Origin of the sequence: Streptomyces fructofermentans (assembly GCF_014651055.1) — a bacterium.
In the GTDB taxonomy this organism is placed as follows: domain Bacteria; phylum Actinomycetota; class Actinomycetes; order Streptomycetales; family Streptomycetaceae; genus Streptomyces; species Streptomyces fructofermentans.
Genome location: NZ_BMWD01000004.1, coordinates 380,969 through 397,992, shown reverse-complemented (window position 1 = coordinate 397,992; position 17,024 = coordinate 380,969). Strand labels below are relative to the sequence as shown.

Sequence of the window (17,024 nt, the reverse complement as noted above, 5' to 3'; positions counted from 1 at the left end):
TCCAGCCTAGGCGGGCCCGGCGCGTCGGTCGCGCCGGGCGAGGCCACGTTGGACGAGGCCACGTTGGACGAGGTCACGTTGGACGAGGTCGCCGCGGACGAGGTCGCGCCGGATCGGTCGCCGTCGCGGGCGTGCGGAACCGGGCCCGGTGGTTCCGGACCCGGGCACCGGGCGTGGCGGGCGAGGGGCCGTCAGCCCCCGTACGCCCCGGACGCGGTCAGGCGCAGGGCCGTGTCGATGAGCGGCACGTGGCTGAACGCCTGCGGGAAGTTGCCGACCTGGCGCTGCAGACGCGGGTCCCACTCCTCCGCGAGCAGTCCGAGGTCGTTGCGCAGGGCCAGCAGCCGTTCGAAGAGCTTGCGGGCCTCGTCCACGCGGCCGATCATCGCGAGGTCGTCCGCCATCCAGAAGGAGCAGGCGAGGAACGCGCCCTCGTCGCCCTCCAGGCCGTCCACGCCCGCGTTCTCACCGGCGGTGGGGTAGCGCAGGATGAAGCCGTCCGGCGTGGACAGCTCCCGCTGGATGGCCTCGATGGTGCCGATCACCCGCTTGTCGTCCGGCGGCAGGAAGCCCATCTGCGGAATCAGCAGCAGCGAGGCGTCCAGCTCCTTCGAGCCGTACGACTGCGTGAAGGTGTTGCGCTCCGGGTCGTAGCCCTTCTCGCAGACGTCCCGGTGGATGTCGTCGCGCAGCTCGCGCCACTTCTCCAGCGGGCCGTCCGCGTCGCCGGACTCGATCAGCTTGATCGTGCGGTCCACCGCGACCCAGGCCATCACCTTCGAGTGCACGAAGTGGCGGCGCGGACCGCGCACCTCCCAGATGCCCTCGTCCGGCTCGTCCCAGTGGTCCTCCAGGTAGCGGATCAGCTTGAGCTGGAGGAGGGAGGCGTAGTCGTTGCGGGCCAGGCCCGTCATGTGGGCCAGGTGCAGCGCCTCGGTGACCTCGCCGTACACGTCGAGCTGGAGCTGGTGGGCCGCGCCGTTGCCGACCCGGACGGGCCCCGAGTTCTCGTAGCCCGGCAGCCAGTCGAGCTCGGCCTCGCCGAGTTCCCGCTCGCCCGCGATGCCGTACATGATCTGGAGGTTCTCCGGGTCGCCCGCGACGGCCCGCAGCAGCCACTCGCGCCAGGCGCGCGCCTCCTCGCGGTAGCCCGTGCGCAGCAGTGACGACAGGGTGATCGCCGCGTCACGCAGCCAGGTGTACCGGTAGTCCCAGTTGCGGACGCCGCCGATCTCCTCCGGCAGGGAGGTCGTCGGGGCGGCGACGATGCCGCCCGTCGGCGCGTACGTCAGGGCCTTCAGCGTGATCAGCGAACGGACGACGGCCTCGCGGTAGGGCCCGTGGTACGTACACTGCTCCACCCACTCGCGCCAGAAGTCCTCGGTGGCCTCCAGGGCCTGCTCCGGCTCGGGCAGCGCGGGCGGCTGCTTGTGCGAGGGCTCCCAGGAGATCGTGAAGGCGATCCGGTCGCCCGGCGCGACCGTGAAGTCCGAGTACGTGGTGAGCGCCTTGCCGTACGTCTCGCACTCGGTGTCGAACCACACCGAGTCGGGGCCCGCGACGGCCACCGTGCGTCCCTCGTGCTTGTGCACCCACGGCACGACACGGCCGTAGGAGAACCGCATCCGCAGCGCGGAGCGCATCGGGACCCTGCCCGTGACGCCCTCGACGATCCGGATCAGCTGCGGCGCGCCGTCGCGCGGGGGCATGAAATCCGTCACCCGGACCGTGCCGCGCGGGGTGTCCCACTCCGATTCCAGGACGAGCGAGTCGCCGCGGTAGTGGCGGCGGGCCGCGGCCGGCGGCGGGGAGTCGGACGCGTGCGCCGGTCCGAGCCGCCAGAACCCGTGCTCCTCCGTGCCGAGCAGTCCCGCGAAGACGGCGTGGGAGTCGAAGCGGGGCAGGCACAGCCAGTCCACCGTGCCGTCCCGGCAGACCAGCGCTGCTGTCTGCATGTCTCCGATGAGTGCGTAGTCTTCGATGCGCCCGGCCACGTGCATCTCCAGTCGAACGGCCACGTCGCCCCCCGAGGGGCGGTCGCTCTTGCGGTCAAGGGAACGTTGGTGATCGTCGTCGCGCGACGTCAATTGTCGTAGGGATGTCGTTGCGAAACGAACTGACGAGCTCGAGAAGTTCCGGGAGACGGGCGGGGGTGGTGCCGTACGCGGGCCTGGCTCGGCAGCGAGTGTCCGAGCAGGATACGACGCACTCTGATGATCCGCGCGCCGCTCCGTACAACCCGTCTGAGCCGATCGAGTGAGCATCGAGTGAGCACGGTGTGGTCCGTGTCGCCCCGTGCGCGGAGCGTGGCCGGAAGCGGCCTCGTCCTGTCGCTGATACCCTGGTAGCCCGTGAGCCGGTGGGCGCCCCAGCAGTAGAAGGGACCCCCGAACCGCAGCGACGGCCCCTCCGGGAAACCCCGGACGGACAGCCGGACCGCACCCCAGACCGCGACCACGGGAGCCCCCTCTTGGCCATGCCGCCCGCTGCTTTCCGAAACAGCACAGCCACGACGACCAAGCACATCTTCGTCACCGGGGGTGTCGCCTCCTCCCTCGGCAAGGGCCTGACGGCCTCCAGCCTGGGCGCGCTGCTCAAGGCACGGGGTCTGCGGGTCACCATGCAGAAGCTCGACCCGTACCTGAACGTCGACCCCGGCACGATGAACCCGTTCCAGCACGGTGAGGTCTTCGTCACCAACGACGGGGCCGAGACCGATCTCGACATCGGCCACTACGAGCGGTTCCTCGACGTCGACCTCGACGGGTCCGCCAACGTCACCACCGGGCAGGTCTACTCGACCGTCATCGCCAAGGAGCGGCGCGGCGAGTACCTCGGCGACACCGTCCAGGTCATCCCGCACATCACCAATGAGATCAAGCACCGCATCCGGCGCATGGCCACCGACGACGTCGACGTGGTCATCACCGAGGTCGGCGGCACGGTCGGCGACATCGAGTCCCTGCCGTTCCTGGAGACCGTCCGCCAGGTCCGGCACGAGGTCGGCCGCGACAACGTGTTCGTGGTCCACATCTCGCTCCTGCCGTACATCGGCCCCGCCGGGGAGCTGAAGACCAAGCCGACGCAGCACTCCGTCGCCGCGCTGCGCAACATCGGTATCCAGCCGGACGCGATCGTGCTGCGCGCGGACCGCGAGGTGCCCACCGCGATCAAGCGCAAGATCTCGCTGATGTGCGACGTCGACGAGGCGGCCGTGGTCGCGGCGATGGACGCCAAGTCCATCTACGACATCCCGCGGGTCCTGCACGCCGAGGGGCTGGACGCGTACGTCGTCCGCAAGCTGGACCTGCCGTTCCGCGACGTGGACTGGAGGACCTGGGACGACCTGCTCGACCGGGTGCACAACCCCGAGCACGAGATCACCATGGCGCTGGTCGGCAAGTACATCGACCTGCCCGACGCCTACCTCTCGGTCACCGAGGCCCTGCGGGCCGGCGGCTTCGCCAACAAGGCCCGCGTGAAGATCAAGTGGGTCACCTCGGACGACTGCAAGACCCCGGCGGGCGCCGCCGGCCAGCTCGGCGACGTGGACGCGATCTGCATCCCCGGCGGCTTCGGCGACCGCGGTGTGTCCGGCAAGGTCGGCGCCATCCGGTTCGCGAGGGAGAACCGGATCCCGCTGCTCGGGCTCTGCCTGGGCCTGCAGTGCATCGTCATCGAGGCGGCCCGCAACCTCGCCGACATCCCGGACGCCAACTCCACCGAGTTCGACTCGGCCACCGGCCACCCGGTCATCTCCACCATGGCCGAGCAGCTCGACATCGTCGCGGGCGAGGGCGACATGGGCGGCACCATGCGCCTGGGCATGTACCCCGCCAAGCTCGCCGAGGGCTCGATCGTGCGCGAGGTGTACGACGGCAAGGAGTACGTCGAGGAGCGCCACCGCCACCGCTACGAGGTGAACAACTCCTACCGCGCCGAGCTGGAGAAGAAGGCCGGTCTGCAGTTCTCGGGCACCTCCCCGGACGGCAAGCTCGTCGAGTACGTCGAGTACCCGCGCGACGTCCACCCCTACCTGGTGGCGACCCAGGCGCACCCCGAGCTGCGCTCCCGCCCGACCCGGCCGCACCCGCTCTTCGCGGGCCTGGTCAAGGCCGCGGTGGAGCGCAAGACGGCCAAGTAGCACAGGGTTGTACGGTTGCCGGGGTGCGTGTCCGCAGGGACGCGCACCCCGGTTTTCTCTGTGCCGGCCCGCGGCGGTCGGCCCCGCACGCGTGGAGGACGAGTCGACATGACCATCAAGGACACCGCCGAGGAGTGGGAGGTCAGGGCGACCGCGACCCCCTTCGTGGGCAACAAGACCTCCGTGCGCACCGACGACGTGGTCATGCCCGGCGGGTCCGTCGTCCGCCGCGACTACCAGGTCCACCCCGGTTCGGTGGCCGTCCTCGCCCTCGACGACCTGGGGCGTGTGCTGGTCATCCGCCAGTACCGGCACCCCGTGCGCCACAAGCTCTGGGAGATCCCCGCGGGCCTGCTCGACGTCCCCGGCGAGAACCCCCTGCACGCCGCGCAGCGCGAGCTGTACGAGGAGGCCCACGTCAAGGCCGAGGACTGGCGGGTGCTCGCCGACGTGTTCACCACGCCCGGCGGGTGCGACGAGGCCGTCCGGATCTTCCTCGCCCGCGACCTGGCCGAGGCGGAGGGGCAGCGCTTCGAGGTCGAGGACGAGGAGGCCGACATGGAACTCTCCCGGGTCCCGGTCGACGAACTCGTACGCGGCGTTCTCGCCGGCGAACTGCACAACAACTGCCTCGTCGTGGGGGTCCTCTCGCTGATCGCGGCCCGTGAGGGCGACGGGCTGGACGCCCTGCGCCCCGCCGAGGCGCCGTGGCCGGCCCGGCCCTTCGAGGCCTGAGCCCTTCCCGATTCACTCGGGCGCACGCGCGAAGCCTCCCGGTGTGACGATCGCCTGATCCGATCGGGGGACGTGCCCGCCGTGCTCCGCACGGATCGTCGCAGAGCGTGAACTAGGCTCTGAAAACGCCCCGTCCGGAGTCCCGGCGGGATGGCGCGCGCAGTGGGACGGGAGTGTGGCCCGTGACGGATCAGGCGGTGGACGCCGGCGGCACCAAGGTGTCGAAAAAAGGGCGGCGCCCGGCTGCCGGGTCCGCTCCCACGGAGAGTCAGTTCCTCGGCCGTACAAGAGAGTTGAAAGGCCTCCGGGTCGACATCGAGCGGACCGGGCTCGATACGCTCGCAGGCCGGAAAGCGCCCAGGGCGCGGGTGCTGCTCATCGCGGGAAAGCCCGGATCCGGCCGCACGGCGCTCGCCGCGGAACTCGTGCGGCAGGTCGCGGACAGTTACCCGGACGGCGTCCTGCGGGCCCGGCTGACCGAACCCGACGGCACGCCCGTGCCGACCGAACGCACCGCCCGCGACCTGCTCGGCGCACTCGAACTGACCGCACCGGCGGGAGCCGACGAGGACGAGCTCTCGGAGGCGCTCCGCGAGGCGCTCGCCACCCGCCGGATGCTCCTCCTGCTGGACGACGCGGCGGACGCCGAGCAGGTGGACGCGCTGCTGCCGGAAACCCCGGACTGTCTTGTTGTCGCCGTCTCCCGCGGCCCCCTGACCGGGATCTCCGACGTCCGCCCCTGCACGCTCGGCGGGCTGGACACCAAGTCGGCCCTCGAACTCCTGGGCCGGTACGCGGGCTCGGTGCGCATCACCGTCGACCCGCGCGCCGCCGAGGGGCTGGTGGAGATCTGCGCGGCCCAGCCCGCCGCGCTCGTCCTCGCGGGCGCCTGGCTGGCACACCGGCCCAAGAGCGCGGTCGCCGACCTGGCCAAGCAGCTGCACACCGACGGTGACGACGGTCCCGTCCTCGAACGGGTCTTCCGCTTCGCCTACACGGCCCTGTCCTCGACCGCAGCGCGGACCCTGCGGCTCCTGTCGCTCGCCCCCGCGGGCCTGGTCGACCCGCACACCGCGTCCGCGCTCGCCGGCTGCTCGGTCGGCGCCGCCCGCACCAGCCTGGACGACTTCGCGCGGCTCGGCTTCCTGCGGCCCGTCGAGTCCCCGCTGCCGCAGTACGAGGTCCCCGGCTGCCTGCTGCCGCTGCTGCGGGCGCTCACCGAGACCGACGACCGTCCGGCCGAGCTCCAGCTGGCCAGGGCCCGCATGCTGGAGCGGACCGTGCGGCTGCTGGTGTCCTGCCGCGCCATCACGGAGACCGACAGCTCGCCCGCCCGCGAGAAGCTCGCCGGGATGCCGCGCACCCTGCGCTTCCCCAACCCGCGCGCCGCCGCCGACTGGCTCACCATCCGGCAGCCCGCCCTGCTGGCCGCGGCCCGGCTCGCGGTGGCCGACGGGGAGCTGGACACCCTGGCCCGCCGCCTCATGGCCGCGCTGGTCAGGGCGATGGTCGCGCACGTGGGCACGCAGGCGGCGGCGGCCGACCTGTACGGAATCCACCGGCTCGTCCTCGATGTCGCCGAGCGCCGGAACCTGCCCCGGGAGAGGGCCGCCGCGCTGCTGAACCTCGCCGACCTGGACGCCAGGACCGGGCGGACCACCGAGGCGCTCGCCCGCTACCGGGCCGCCCTCGACGCGGGACGCGAGGCGAACGACCCGTATGCGACCGGCCGCGCGATGGAATCCGTGGGCGGTGCCCACCAGGAGCTCGGGGACTACGACCGGGCCGCCGACTGGTACGGGCGCGCGCTCGCCCAGCGGCTCGCCCGTGACGAGCGCGAGGACGCGGCCAGGCTGCACGGCCGCATCGCCACCGCGCACACCTACGCGGGGCGCTACGGCGAGGCGCTGCGCAACTGGCGCTCGGCGGTCACGGGCTACCGCAGGACCGGTGATGTGCCGGGCCAGGCAAGGGCGTTGAGCGAGATGGCACGCGTCCAGGAGTACGCGGGACGGCCCGAGGAATCGCTGGCCACCTGCCAGGAGGCGGTCGAGTGGGCGCGCCGCGCGGACGACGTCCGCCTCCAGGCCGCGCTGCAGCTCAGGCTCGCGGACACGCTGGACCGGCTCGGGGACCCCGCGGCGGCCCGGCTGCACCGAGGCGCGGCCGAGCGCATGCTGGGTGAAGAGGCCCCGGAGGACGACTCAGCCAGGGAACACGACGCTAACGCCTGCGAAATCCGCAGTGCATCCACGGAAGATTGATGCATTGAAAGGCTAGACAGAAATAATCCCTTCATTAGACTGGCTCCGCCGCGTTCTTTCGTGGTGTCTCCCGGTGTGCACCTGTGCATCCGGGTATGTCGGGCATCGTCCCGACATGCGTACCCCCAGACCCCTTCTGAGCCAAGGACCGTGATCGACGTGAAGGTCGGCATCCCCCGCGAGGTCAAGAACAACGAGTTCCGGGTGGCCATCACCCCCGCCGGCGTGCACGAGCTGGTGCGCCACGGCCACCAGGTCCTCATCGAGCAGAACGCCGGCGTCGGCTCCTCGATCACGGACGACGAGTTCGTCGCCGCCGGGGCGCGGATCCTGGGCACGGCGGACGAGGTCTGGGCCGCCGCCGACCTGCTGCTCAAGGTCAAGGAGCCCATCGCCGAGGAGTACCACCGCCTCCGCAAGGACCAGACGCTCTTCACGTACCTGCACCTGGCGGCGTCCAAGGAGTGCACGGACGCGCTCCTGGAGTCCGGCACCACCGCGATCGCGTACGAGACGGTCGAGCTGCCCTCCCGCGCGCTGCCGCTGCTCGCCCCGATGTCCGAGGTCGCGGGCCGCCTCGCCCCGCAGGTCGGCGCCTACCACCTGATGCGCGCCAACGGCGGCCGCGGTGTGCTGCCCGGCGGCGTCCCGGGCGTGGCGGCCGGCAAGGCCGTCGTCATCGGTGGCGGCGTCTCCGGCTGGAACGCCGCGCAGATCGCCATCGGCATGGGCTTCCACGTGACCCTGCTCGACCGTGACATCAACAAGCTCAAGGAAGCCGACAAGATCTTCGGCACGAAGATCCAGACCGTCGTCTCCAACGCCTTCGAGCTGGAGAAGGCCTGCCTGGAGGCCGACCTCGTGATCGGTGCCGTGCTGATCCCCGGCGCCAAGGCCCCGAAGCTGGTCACCAACGAGCTCGTGTCGCGGATGAAGCCCGGAAGTGTTCTTGTCGACATCGCGATCGACCAGGGCGGCTGCTTCGAGGACTCGCGTCCCACGACGCACGCCGAGCCGACCTTCCCGGTCCACGGTTCGGTCTTCTACTGCGTCGCGAACATGCCCGGCGCCGTGCCCAACACGTCGACCTACGCGCTGACGAACGCCACGCTGCCGTACATCGTGGAGCTGGCGAACCGCGGCTGGGTCGAGGCCGTGCGCCGCGACCCGGCGCTCGCCAGGGGTCTCAACACCCACGACGGCAAGGTGGTTTACCGTGAGGTCGCGGAGGCGCACGGCATGGAGCACGTCGACCTGGTGACCCTGATCGGCTGACGTCACCGCCCGTTCCGTCCCGGTACGCCGGGCGATCTCCCCCTCGGCAAAAGGCGATACGTCAACACAGGTCGTCAACCCCGCGCACCCGGCCGGACCTTGCCCCGCAAGGTCCGGCCGGGTGTGTGTCGGGTCACTTTGCGACACTCGTTCAACTCGCCGCGAAGGTAACCCTTCAACCGATTCGCACACCCGTGAAACCTGCCGTGCGACGCCCTTACGCCCTTGACAGAGGGGTGTTCGGTTGCCGACACATCGGGCCGGGTCCGGCGGATTGTGTTGCTGCGGACCGGTGACACGCCATAGAGTCGCCAACCGTCGGCATGGTGCCACGCTGACCTATCTAGAAGTTTCCTGGTCACCAAGGAGGTAAGACGACTTGTGAATGAGTCGACATTTACTCCCGGGGGTGGTCAACCAGGAATGCCTGCGCAGGGCTCAAGGCCCACGGGGCTCGAGGCTGTCGGCTCCGTCGCTGTGCGCACCTTCGCAGCCCACCAGGGTCTCCACCCCTCGGGGATGACCCAGCCCGCACACCAGAGCATGGATGGCCATCACGTGAACGCCATGGCCGGCAACGGAAGTGGCGACAACCGCACCCACTTCGCCGACTACGACGAACTGCCCGAGGGGCACTTCTACGACCCCGACGCCGAGTACGAGCCCGATCCGGAGTACGCGGCCACGCTCGCGCCCGACGCGGCCCGTCAGCGCCGCGAGCGCATCGGTCCCACGGGTCGTCCGCTGCCCTACTTCCCGATCCCGGGCCCGCTGACCGACCACGGCCCCGCGAAGATCATCGCGATGTGCAACCAGAAGGGCGGCGTGGGCAAGACGACGTCGACCATCAACCTGGGTGCCGCGCTCGCCGAGTACGGACGCAGGGTCCTGCTCGTCGACTTCGACCCGCAGGGCGCGCTGTCCGTGGGCCTCGGCGTCAACCCGATGGAGCTCGACCTCACCGTCTACAACCTGCTCATGGAGCGGGGCATGGCGGCGGACGAGGTGCTCCTGAAGACGGCGGTCCCGAACATGGACCTGCTGCCCAGCAACATCGACCTGTCGGCCGCCGAGGTCCAGCTCGTCTCCGAGGTCGCGCGCGAGTCCACCCTGCAGCGGGCCCTGAAGCCGCTGATGGCCGACTACGACTACATCGTGATCGACTGCCAGCCCTCGCTCGGCCTGCTCACCGTCAACGCCCTGACGGCGGCGCACAAGGTGATCGTGCCGCTGGAGTGCGAGTTCTTCGCGCTGCGCGGAGTCGCGCTGCTCACCGAGACCATCGAGAAGGTCCAGGAGCGGCTCAACCCCGAGCTGGAGCTCGACGGCATCCTCGCCACCATGTACGACTCGCGCACGGTGCACAGCCGTGAGGTGCTCGCGCGGGTGGTCGAGGCGTTCGACGACCACGTCTACCACACGGTGATCGGCCGGACGGTCCGCTTCCCGGAGACCACGGTCGCCGGTGAGCCGATCACGACGTACGCCTCCAACTCCGTGGGCGCCGCCGCCTACCGTCAGCTCGCCAGGGAGGTGCTCGCCCGGTGTCACGCCGAGTGAGTCTGCCGGGGGCCGACGAACTGTTCCGTACGACCGGGGGTATGGCGCTCCAGGCGTCCACCCCCAGGCGGCAGGCCAACGGCGAGGCCCGGGTGCCCGCTCCGGCGGGCGAGGGCGACGCCGCTGCCGCCGCCGAGGACGCGCCGCACGCGGTGCCCGTCCAGGGCGGCGACGGCGAGGGCGACGAGCATGTGGCCGCCGACGCCGACCCCTCCGACGCGGGGGAGGCCCGCAGCCGGGCCGCCGCGGCGGAGCGGTCGGGCCGGCGCCAGGGCGCGCAGGAAGGTTCTGGCGGATCGTCGTCGCGCAAGCAGCGCGGGCGCGGCTCCGGCCGGCGCCCCAGCGGGCGGGAGCGGCACGACGAGAAGATCACGGTGTACGTGTCCGCCGAGGAGCTCATGGACCTGGAGCACGCCCGGCTGGTGCTGCGCGGGGAGCACGGGCTCGCCGTGGACCGCGGGCGGATCGTGCGCGAGGCGGTCGCCGTGGTCCTCGCGGATCTCGAATCGCGTGGGGACGCGAGCATCCTCGTACGACGGTTGCGCGGGCGGTAGCGGTAGCCTGCGACGGCTATGACCTCGAACGACCCCTCTGTCCCGGCGTCCGGCGGTGCTGCCGGCCGTCGGCGTGCGCTGGGACGGGGTCCCGGGGCCGAGGCGCCGCCCGGGGCGGAGTCCGCACCGGCGGACACGGAGCCCGGGGCGCCCGCGAGCGGGCCCGGTGGCACCGGAGCACCGGACGGCCCCGCCGACGGGCCGGGCGCGGCACCGGAGCCGGACCAGGAAGACCCGTCGGGGGAGCGTTCCGCGGACCCCGGCACCGCTCCCGACGGACCGCCACGGCCCGATCCCGCCGAAGAAGACGTCAGGGGCCGGGCCGCTCCCGAGGGCGCCCCGGACGCGGAACCCCGTGCGGAACCCGCCGACGGCGTCTTCACCGTGCGGCTCGTGAACTTCGAGGGCCCCTTCGACCTGCTCCTCCAGTTGATCTCCAAGCACAAGCTGGACGTCACGGAGGTGGCGCTCTCGCGGGTCACCGACGAGTTCATGGCGTACATCCGCGCGCTGGGCCCGGACTGGGACCTCGACCGGACGACGGAGTTCCTGGTCGTCGCGGCCACCCTGCTCGACCTCAAGGCCGCCCGGCTGCTGCCCACCGCCGAGGTGGAGGACGAGGCGGACCTCGCCCTCCTCGAAGCCCGGGACCTGCTCTTCGCGCGACTGCTCCAGTACCGCGCCTACAAGCAGGTCGCCGACATCCTCAACCTGCGGCTCCAGGAGGAGGCGCGGCGCTACCCCCGTACCGTCGGGCTGGAGCCGCACCACGCCGCGCTGCTGCCCGAGGTCGTCATCAGCATCGGGGCCGAGGGGTTCGCCCGGCTCGCCGTGAAGGCGATGCAGCCCCGGCCCAAGCCCCAGGTGTACGTCGACCACATCCACGCGCCGCTCGTCAGCGTGCAGGAGCAGGCCGCCGTCGTGGTGGCGCGGCTGCGCGAACTCGGGGAGGCCCGGTTCGCCGCGCTCGTCGAGGACGCCGGCGACACCCTCACCGTCGTGGCGCGCTTCCTCGCCCTTCTGGAGCTCTATCGCGAGAAGGCGGTGTCCCTGGACCAGGAGGAGGCTCTGGGGGACCTGGTGGTGCGCTGGACGGGCGGAGAAGGGGATGTCCGCCCGAAGGTGACCGACGAGTTCGACAGACCGCCCGAGCCCGCCGAGTCGGCCAGGTCGGCCAGGTCGAGTGAGCCGGCCGATTCGGCCAGGTCGAGTGAGCCGGCCGATTCGGCCAAGGAGGAGAAGGCGTGAGCGAGGACACCACCGGCGACCCGGCGGGGCCGCGCACCGTCGCGGACCTCGACCTCGGACCCGCCCTCGAGGCCGTCCTGATGGTGGTGGACGAGCCGGCCACCGAGGAGCACCTCGCGAAGATCCTGGAGCGGCCGAGACGGCAGATCGCGGACGCGCTGCGGGCGCTGGCCGACGAGTACACCGTGCAGGGCCGCGGATTCGAGCTGCGGCTGATCGCCGGCGGCTGGCGCTTCTACACCCGGCCCGAGTACGCGCCGGCCGTGGAGCGCTTCGTCCTGGACGGCCAGCAGGCCCGTCTGACCCAGGCCGCGCTGGAGACGCTGGCGGTGGTCGCGTACCGGCAGCCCGTCAGCCGTTCCCGGGTCTCCGCGGTCCGCGGAGTGAACTGCGACGGCGTGATGCGCACCCTCCTGCAGCGGGGTCTGGTCGAGGAGGCGGGCGCGGAACCCGAAACAGGTGCGATCCTGTACAGGACGACGAACTACTTCCTGGAGCGAATGGGCCTGCGCGGTCTGGACGAGCTCCCGGAGCTCGCGCCCTTCCTCCCAGAGGCGGACGCGATCGAAGCAGAGACGCTGGAAGGGGTCCCGTCGTTCGATCCGGACGCACCGGATGCAGACGCAGACGACACGACGACGACGGAACTTTGATGCGAAGCAGTGGCAGTGGCAGTGGCAGGAACAGCGGGCGCGGCAACCCGCGGGGATCCGGCGGGAGCGGCGGTTCGCGCGGTGGCGGCGGCAGCGCCGGCTCGCGCGGAACCGGCGGCGGCGGTCCGCGCGGTGCGGGCGGCGGCGGTCCGCGCGGCGGTGGCGGCGGTGGCGGCGGTCCGCGTGGGGCCGGCGGCTCGCGCGGCACCGGTGGCGGCGGCTCCCAGCCGAGGAGCGCGGCCGGGCGTGACGACCAGCCGAAGCGTCCCAGCAAGCCGCGTCCCGAGGAGCGCCGCTACGACGTGGGCCCCGGGGGCTCGCACGACGGCCCCAAGTCGGGGCGCGGCGCGTCGGCGCGCGGTGGCGCCAAGGGCGGCCCCAGGCAGGGCCAGCAGCGCGGCGGACGGACCGAGCCCGCGCGCTCCCGCGAGTACGAGACGCGGACCGAGGAGCGCAACCGGGACCGGTACGCCGGCAAGCCGGACGTGAAGCTCCCCAAGACCTTCCCCGGTGCCGAGCAGGAGGGCGAGCGACTCCAGAAGATCCTCGCGCGTGCGGGCTACGGTTCCCGGCGCGCCTGCGAGGAACTGGTCGAGCAGGCCAGGGTCGAGGTCAACGGCGAGATCGTGCTGGAGCAGGGTCTGCGCGTGGACCCGGAGAAGGACGAGATCAAGGTCGACGGGCTGACCGTCGCCACGCAGTCGTACCAGTTCTTCTCGCTGAACAAGCCCGCCGGTGTCGTCTCCACCATGGAGGACAACGAGGGGCGGCAGTGCCTCGGCGACTACGTGACGAACCGCGAGACGCGGCTCTTCCACGTCGGCCGGCTCGACACCGAGACCGAGGGTGTCATCCTGCTCACCAACCACGGCGAGCTGGCGCACCGGCTGACCCACCCCAAGTACGGGGTGAAGAAGGTCTACCTCGCGCACATCGTGGGCCCGATCCCGCGTGACCTGGGCAAGCAGCTCAAGGACGGCATCCAGCTGGAGGACGGGTACGCCAAGGCGGACCACTTCCGCGTCGTCGAGCAGACCGGCAAGAACTACCTCGTCGAGGTGACCCTGCACGAGGGCCGCAAGCACATCGTGCGGCGCATGCTCGCGGAGGCCGGGTTCCCGGTCGACAAGCTGGTGCGGGTCGCCTTCGGACCGATCACGCTCGGCGACCAGAAGTCGGGCTGGCTGCGGCGGCTGTCCAACACGGAGGTCGGCATGCTGATGGCGGAGGTCGGCCTCTAGGCACGGCGCCCGCGCACGGCAGCGCACGGCACTTCACGGCATCGGCCGGTCCCGGGACGTCCCGGGGCCGGCCGACGTGCGTTCCCGGGGTGTTCGCCGTACTGGGTTCGCGCCGGGGGCTTGTGGCCGTCGCGCCCACTCTTTATAGTCGCACTGACCATTAAAGAGTGCCCGTGCCGGGCGCGGCCGACGGAGCAGGGCCCACGGGGGTGGTCCCGGTCCCCGGCCGTCGCCCGGCGGGGCGCGGGACGGCCGCGCAGGCCGCGAGGAGGGGGTGAGGAGGAGGTATGGACGGCTACGACATGCACGCCTTCGAGCCCTTCGCCGTCACCGTCGACCTCGCGGTGTTCACGGTCAGGGCGGGCGTGCTCCAGGTCCTGCTGGTCGAGCGGGGGCAGGAGCCGTACGCGGGGCAGTGGGCGCTGCCCGGCGGCTTCGTGCTGCCCCGGGAGTCCGCGGAGACGGCCGCGCGGCGCGAACTCGCGGAGGAGACCGGCCTGTCGGACGTCTCCGGGCTGCACCTGGAGCAGTTGCGCACCTACAGCGAACCCGACCGCGACCCGCGGATGCGGGTCGTCTCCGTGGCGTTCGCCGCGCTGCTGCCCGACGCGCCCGAGCCGACCGGCGGCGGGGACGCGGCGAGCGCGCGCTGGCTGCCCTGCGAAGGGCTCGGGCCGCTCGCCTTCGACCACGACCGGATCGTCGCCGACGCCCATGAACGGATCGGCGCCAAGCTGGAGTACACCTGCCTCGCCACCGCGTTCTGCCCGCCGGAGTTCACCCTCGGCGAGCTCCAGCAGGTCTACGAGACCGTCTGGGGCACCGTTCTCGACCGCCCGAACTTCCGGCGCAAGGTCCTCACGACACCGGGGTTCGTCGAACAGGTCCCGGGGGGCGCCCGGTTGACCGGGGGCCGGGGCAAGCCCGCCGCGCTGTACCGGGCGGGGGGCGCGACCACCGCGCACCCTCCGCTGCTGCGCCCGGCGGCGCCCGCCGGGGGAGCGGGCCGCGCGCCCGACCCCCCGGCCCCCGCAGCCGGCACCGCCACCGGCTCCTCGGCACGCCCCGGTTCGGGGTCCCCGACCGCCGCAGACCCGTCTCGGGAAGGACGATCCGCATGACCACGACCGTCAGGAAGCAGGCCGCCACCGGCGCGCTGGTCGGGCTCGCCCTCGGGGACGCGCTCGGGGCCCCGACCGAGTTCAAGGACGTGCCGGCGATCCTCGCCGCGTACGGGCCCTGGCGGGAGCTGGAGCTGCCGGACCCCGCCCTCGTCACGGACGACACGCAGATGACGCTCGCGCTGGGGCGCGGGCTGCGGACGGCGATGGACCGGGGGCTGCTGGGCCCGAAGCGGCTGGAGCGGCCCGTACGCGAGGAGTTCGTCGACTGGTACCGGTCGCCGGAGAACAACCGCGCGCCCGGTCGGACCTGTCTGACGGCCTGCGACCGGCTGAAGCGCGCTGAGCTGCCCTGGCAGGACGCCAGCCAGGTGGACTCGAAGGGCTGCGGCGCCAACATGCGGGTCGCGCCCCTCGGGCTCGTCGCGGGGCTCGGCGACGAACAGCGCGCGGGCGCGGCCCAGTTGCAGGCCGCGCTCACCCACGGCCACCCGACGGCACTCGCCGCCTCCGACCTCACGGCGTACGCGGTGCACCTGCTCGCCCAGGGCGCCGAACCCACCGGCCTGGTCGGGCTGCTGCGCTCGTACGCCTACGAGAACCGCACCCGCTACCACGAGCGCTGGCTCGGCGACCTGTGGACCCGGGCCCAGGATCCGACGCCCACGCACTTCATCGCGCGCGGCTGGGACGACTGCCTCGAGGTGCTGGAGCGCGTACGGGAGGCACTGCGGTCGCCGTCGCCCGAGACGGACCCGTGCCTGGCCACGGGCGCCGGGTGGATCGCCGAGGAGGCGCTCGCGACGGGGCTGCTGTGCTTCCTGCTCTTCGTCGACGAGCCCGTGACGGCGCTCCGCCGCGCCGCGTGCACGTCGGGCGACTCGGACTCCGTGGCGTCCCTCGCCGGGGCGTTCGCGGGCGCCCACCTCGGCGCGGACGCCTGGCCCACCGCGTGGGCGGACCGGATCGAGTACCAGGGGGAGCTGATGGCCCTGGGTGCGCTCTGGGACGCCTGACGGTCCGGGCCGGCGAGCGGGCGGGGGCGTGCCCCGGTGGGCGGGGCAGGCGGGGACCGGGGAGGAGCCGACGGGCGGATCGGGCCCGTCGGACCGGTAGGGGCCGGCCCTGGTCGGACCGGCCCGCGCGGCGCGGTGGTCACGCGAGGCTGATCGAGTCCCCGGAGACGGTGATCTGCTTGGCGGGCAGCGGCCGGGGGGCCGGGCCGTCGGCCACCGAGGCGTCGGCGACACGGAACTTGCTGCCGTGGCAGGTGCAGTTGATCGTGCCGTCCGAGACATTGGCGACGATGCAGTTCTGGTGCGTGCAGATCGCGGAGAAGGCCTTGAACTCGCCCTTCTCGGGCTGGGTGACGACGACCTTCTCGTCCTTGAAGATCTTGCCGCCCCCGACGGGGATCTCAGCGGTCGTGGTGAGTTGCCCGCCGGCCGGGGACCCGCTCCGGTCCCCGCCGCCGGACGGGGGCGCGGAGGAGGCCTCCTCGGCATCGCCCCCGTCGTTCTCGTCCCCGTACGTGGTGCAGCCCGTGAGCAGCGCGGCCGCACCCGTCGCGAGGACCGTGCGCCGCGTCGAACGGTTGGTCATGTCGTCACTCCGAAGGTACGGAAGAACCAGAGGGCGGAGGTCAGCCAGACCACCGTCAGGACAGAGAGGACGAGGCCGCCGACGACGGGCAGCAACCAGCCGGGCAGCCGCTCCGAACGGAGCAGCAGCATCTTGGCACTGAAGGCCCCGAAGAAGAAGCAACCCAGGAGCGAGTGCCAAAGGACGCGCGGTTCGTACGTCTGATAGCCCAACGCGTACAGGCAGTGCACGGCGACGGGCACCGCGAGGAGGAAGGCGATCCGGCCCGACCAGCGGTGCAGCGTCCCGGACCAGCCGGGGCCCGGCAGCCGGCCGTAGAGCATCAGCGCCGACACCACCTGGACCACCGCGAAGCCGATGGCGGCCGTGGCGAGCCAGGACTTGACGGCGCTCGTACTGGAGAAGCCCGCCAGGTTGAACGCCGTGCCCTGCGGGTCGTGCGTGTTGCCGTACACGCCGAGGCCCACGGCGACCGCGCCCGCGACCAGGGCGGGCACGAGGTAGCGCGCGGCCCCGGGCCCCGAGGCGGGGTCCGGTGGGCGGAAGCCCTGGGTTGCTGCGTTCGGGTCCACGGTCATTGGTCGGCTCCCTGCGGTCACGGGGACGGGGCGGGGCTGGGGCGGGGCG

General features: G+C 72.2%; 14 protein-coding genes. 11 read left to right on the top strand and 3 right to left on the bottom strand.

The window, feature by feature from the left end:
- Positions 1-191: 191 nt before the first annotated feature.
- Positions 192-2,000 (bottom strand): glycoside hydrolase family 15 protein, encoded by a 1,809-nt coding sequence (locus tag IE265_RS08630; RefSeq protein WP_190034826.1) that lies wholly within the window; start codon positions 1,998-2,000, stop codon positions 192-194.
- A gap of 476 nt (positions 2,001-2,476) precedes the next feature.
- Here IE265_RS08630 and pyrG point away from each other — a divergent pair, with 476 nt between their 5' ends.
- The 11 genes from pyrG to IE265_RS08575 all read left to right on the top strand — a co-directional run bounded on the left by pyrG (position 2,477) and on the right by IE265_RS08575 (position 15,811).
- Positions 2,477-4,144 (top strand): CTP synthase, encoded by a 1,668-nt coding sequence (gene pyrG, locus IE265_RS08625; protein ID WP_190034784.1) that lies wholly within the window; start codon positions 2,477-2,479, stop codon positions 4,142-4,144.
- Positions 4,145-4,252: 108 nt separating this feature from the next.
- A complete protein-coding gene (locus IE265_RS08620) occupies positions 4,253-4,879 on the top strand; it encodes an NUDIX domain-containing protein (RefSeq protein WP_190034783.1) in 627 nt (208 codons plus the stop codon).
- A gap of 182 nt (positions 4,880-5,061) precedes the next feature.
- Positions 5,062-7,143, top strand: coding sequence for a tetratricopeptide repeat protein (locus IE265_RS08615; protein ID WP_190034782.1), 2,082 nt, complete (start codon positions 5,062-5,064; stop codon positions 7,141-7,143).
- 150 nt (positions 7,144-7,293) lie between these two features.
- Positions 7,294-8,418, top strand: coding sequence for an alanine dehydrogenase (gene ald / locus IE265_RS08610; protein WP_190034781.1), 1,125 nt, complete (start codon positions 7,294-7,296; stop codon positions 8,416-8,418).
- Positions 8,419-8,841: 423 nt separating this feature from the next.
- Entirely contained in the window at positions 8,842-9,978 is a 1,137-nt protein-coding gene (locus tag IE265_RS08605; protein ID WP_190034780.1) for a ParA family protein, read from the top strand.
- Positions 9,963-10,532 (top strand): hypothetical protein, encoded by a 570-nt coding sequence (locus IE265_RS08600; protein ID WP_190034779.1) that lies wholly within the window; start codon positions 9,963-9,965, stop codon positions 10,530-10,532. The genes IE265_RS08605 and IE265_RS08600 overlap by 16 nt, the downstream gene beginning before the upstream one ends.
- Before the next feature lie 18 nt (positions 10,533-10,550).
- Complete coding sequence (locus IE265_RS08595; protein WP_190034778.1) at positions 10,551-11,780, top strand: segregation and condensation protein A; 1,230 nt, start codon at positions 10,551-10,553, stop codon at positions 11,778-11,780.
- Positions 11,777-12,433 (top strand): SMC-Scp complex subunit ScpB, encoded by a 657-nt coding sequence (gene scpB / locus IE265_RS08590; RefSeq protein WP_190034777.1) that lies wholly within the window; start codon positions 11,777-11,779, stop codon positions 12,431-12,433. Before IE265_RS08595 ends, scpB begins: the two co-directional genes overlap by 4 nt.
- Positions 12,433-13,674 carry a pseudouridine synthase gene (locus tag IE265_RS08585; protein ID WP_190034776.1) on the top strand — a complete coding sequence of 414 codons (1,242 nt, stop codon included), beginning with the start codon at positions 12,433-12,435 and terminating at the stop codon, positions 13,672-13,674. Before scpB ends, IE265_RS08585 begins: the two co-directional genes overlap by 1 nt.
- 287 nt (positions 13,675-13,961) lie before the next feature.
- Positions 13,962-14,795 (top strand): NUDIX hydrolase, encoded by an 834-nt coding sequence (locus IE265_RS08580; RefSeq protein ID WP_190034775.1) that lies wholly within the window; start codon positions 13,962-13,964, stop codon positions 14,793-14,795.
- On the top strand, positions 14,792-15,811 hold the full coding sequence (locus IE265_RS08575) for an ADP-ribosylglycohydrolase family protein (RefSeq protein WP_190034774.1): 1,020 nt from the start codon (positions 14,792-14,794) through the stop codon (positions 15,809-15,811). The genes IE265_RS08580 and IE265_RS08575 overlap by 4 nt, the downstream gene beginning before the upstream one ends.
- Before the next feature lie 139 nt (positions 15,812-15,950).
- Here the strand turns inward: IE265_RS08575 and IE265_RS08570 are convergent, their stop codons facing one another.
- Together IE265_RS08570 and IE265_RS08565 are read right to left on the bottom strand one after the other, a co-directional pair.
- The gene (locus IE265_RS08570) at positions 15,951-16,397 is read right to left on the bottom strand and encodes a Rieske (2Fe-2S) protein (protein WP_190034773.1); all 447 of its coding nucleotides are present in this window, start codon (positions 16,395-16,397) and stop codon (positions 15,951-15,953) included.
- Positions 16,394-16,975 (bottom strand): DUF6529 family protein, encoded by a 582-nt coding sequence (locus tag IE265_RS08565; RefSeq protein WP_190034772.1) that lies wholly within the window; start codon positions 16,973-16,975, stop codon positions 16,394-16,396. Before IE265_RS08565 ends, IE265_RS08570 begins: the two co-directional genes overlap by 4 nt.
- Positions 16,976-17,024: the final 49 nt, after the last annotated feature.